This window comes from Falsiroseomonas oryziterrae (assembly GCF_021864505.1).
Taxonomy (GTDB): domain Bacteria; phylum Pseudomonadota; class Alphaproteobacteria; order Acetobacterales; family Acetobacteraceae; genus Falsiroseomonas; species Falsiroseomonas oryziterrae.
Genome location: NZ_JAKJIB010000484.1, coordinates 1 through 2154 on the forward strand (window position 1 = coordinate 1; position 2154 = coordinate 2154).

The 2154-nt window shown below is 75.4% G+C and carries 3 protein-coding genes; 1 reads left to right on the forward strand and 2 read right to left on the reverse strand.

The annotated features are described in order from the left end of the window. Positions 1-511, reverse strand: a 511-nt coding sequence (locus L2I40_RS22235) for an MlaA family lipoprotein (protein WP_237217486.1), incomplete at its 3' end; no start/stop codon positions are given. Then, a complete protein-coding gene (locus L2I40_RS22240) occupies positions 511-825 on the reverse strand; it encodes a DMT family transporter (RefSeq protein ID WP_237217488.1) in 315 nt (104 codons plus the stop codon). The genes L2I40_RS22240 and L2I40_RS22235, both read right to left, overlap by 1 nt. A 131-nt stretch (positions 826-956) precedes the next feature. On the opposite strand from L2I40_RS22240, the gene L2I40_RS22245 reads away from it, so the two are divergent. After that, positions 957-2154 (forward strand): MFS transporter (locus L2I40_RS22245; protein WP_237217491.1); only part of this gene is annotated, 1198 nt, incomplete at its 3' end.

A 2154-nucleotide genomic window follows, 5' to 3' on the forward strand; every position in this document is an offset into this window, starting at 1 on the left:
CCGGCGCCGCGCCGAAGCTGGCCGCCATCGCCGCGGTCAGTCCCAGCGCCGCCGTTGCGTCGCGCAGCGACGTCGGCCCGAGCAGCGGCAGCACGAGATAGGGTCCGCTCGGGACGCCCCAGGCGCAGGCGGCGTCGCCGGGCGTTACCATGCGCCGGGCGTAGCCGCGCTCCGTCGCGGCGTCGCGCCAGCCGGCCCAGCCGAGCGTGGCGTTGATCCCGAAGCGCGCCGTGGCGATCCAGGCGGCGTCCAGGTCGCCGGCCGCCAGCGCGCTGAGCGCCGCCACCGGTTCGCCAAGCGTGCCGACCACGCCGCCGATGCCTTGCCGTGCCGCCGGCGGCACATGCGCACGCCAGGCCTCCACCGCCGGGCCGAGCGCATGGCGCTGCGCCAGCCCGTTGAAGCCGTGCACGTGGCGGTTCCAGACTTCGAGCGGATCCGGCGCCGCCGTGGCGGCCCGGGGGAGGAACATCGGCGCGAGCAGCAGCGCGGCGAGGACGGCGGGGCGCATCATCCGGCCGCCTTCAGCGTCGCGATCCCGGCCGCGATCAGCGCGATGCCGCCGATCCGCGCCGCGGTCGCGGGCTCGCCCAGGACCAGCATGCCGAAGGCCGCCGTCCCCACCGCGCCGATGCCCGTCCAGATCGCATAGGCCGTGCCGACCGGCAGCGTCTTCAGCGCCAGCCCAAGCAGGCCGAGGCTCGCCGCCATCGCGGCGATCGTCCAGACGCTCGGCCAGAGTCGCGTGAAGCCCTCGCTCAGCTTGAGGCCGACCGCCCAGCCGATCTCCAGAAGCCCGGCGAGGAAAAGCCAGATCCAGGCCACGTCGCGTCTCCCTGCCCTGCGCCGTCGCGGCCGCGGCGCATCTGCCGCGATCGCCATCGCGCCCTTTGCAGGCCAGCCGCCGGCGCGGCGCGCTTCCGCCGCGCCGACCCAGACTGGCACACTCGTCCCGGATGCGTCTCCCTGCCGCCCTCGCGCCGCTACGCCACCCGGCCTTCCGGCTGCTCTGGCTCGCCAACCTCGTCGCCAACACGGGGATGTGGATGCAGAACACCGGCGCGGGGTGGCTGATGACCTCGCTGGCCCCCTCGCCGACGATGGTCAGCCTGGTGCAGGTCGCCGCCCTGCTGCCGGCCTTCCTGCTGGCGCTGCCGGCGGGCGCGCTGGCCGACATCCTGGACCGCCGGCTCTATCTCATCGCCGGCCAGGCCTGGATCGCGCTCGCCGGCCTCGTGCTCGCGCTGCTGACCTTCTCGGCTGCCATCGGCCCCTGGGGCCTGATCGCGCTGACCTTCGCGATCGGCGCCGGCACCGCGATGACCTCTCCGGCGTGGCAGGCGACGACGCCCGAGACGGTGCCGCGTGCCGACCTTGCCCAGGCGATCGTGCTGAACGGCATCGGCTTCAACCTGACGCGTGCCGTCGGCCCGGCGATCGGCGGCGTGGTGGTCGCGGCCTTCGGGCCGGAGGTGAACTTCGCGCTCAACGCCCTGGCCTTCGGCGTCGCCATCGCCTGCCTGATCGCCTGGCGCCGCGAGGAGCCACGGCGGACGCTCCCGAAGGAGCATTTCCTGTCGGCGATGCGCGCCGGGGTGCGCTTCGTGTCGGCGAGCCCCGTGCTGCGCGCCACCATCCTGCGCGGCCTCGTCTTCTTCGGCTTCGCCGCCGCGATCTGGGGCCTGCTGCCGCTGCTGGTGCGCCAGCAACTCGGCCTCGGCCCCGAATGGTTCGGCCTGCTGCTCGGCGCGATGGGCGTCGGCGCGGTCGGCGCCGGCTTCGTGCTGCCTGCGCTGCGCGCGCGCCTTCCCCCCGGGCCGACCGTGACCACGGCCTGCCTGCTGGCCGGCGCTGCGCTCCTCATGCTCGGCCAGGCGACCGATTGGGCCGTCGCGCTGGCAGCCATGCTCGCCTACGGCGTCGCCTGGATCGCCGGGGCATCCACGCTGCAGGCCGCGGCGCAACTCGCCGCGCCGGGCTGGGTGCGGGCGCGGGCGCTCAGCATCTACCAGCTGGCGACCTTCGGCGGGCTCGCCTTCGGCGCGGCTTTCGGCGGCTGGGCCGGCGAGGCGCTCGGCCTGCCGTTCGCCCTCGGCCTGTCGGGCCTGCTCTGCGCGGCCGGCGGGCTGGCCACGCGGCACCTGTCGCTCGATC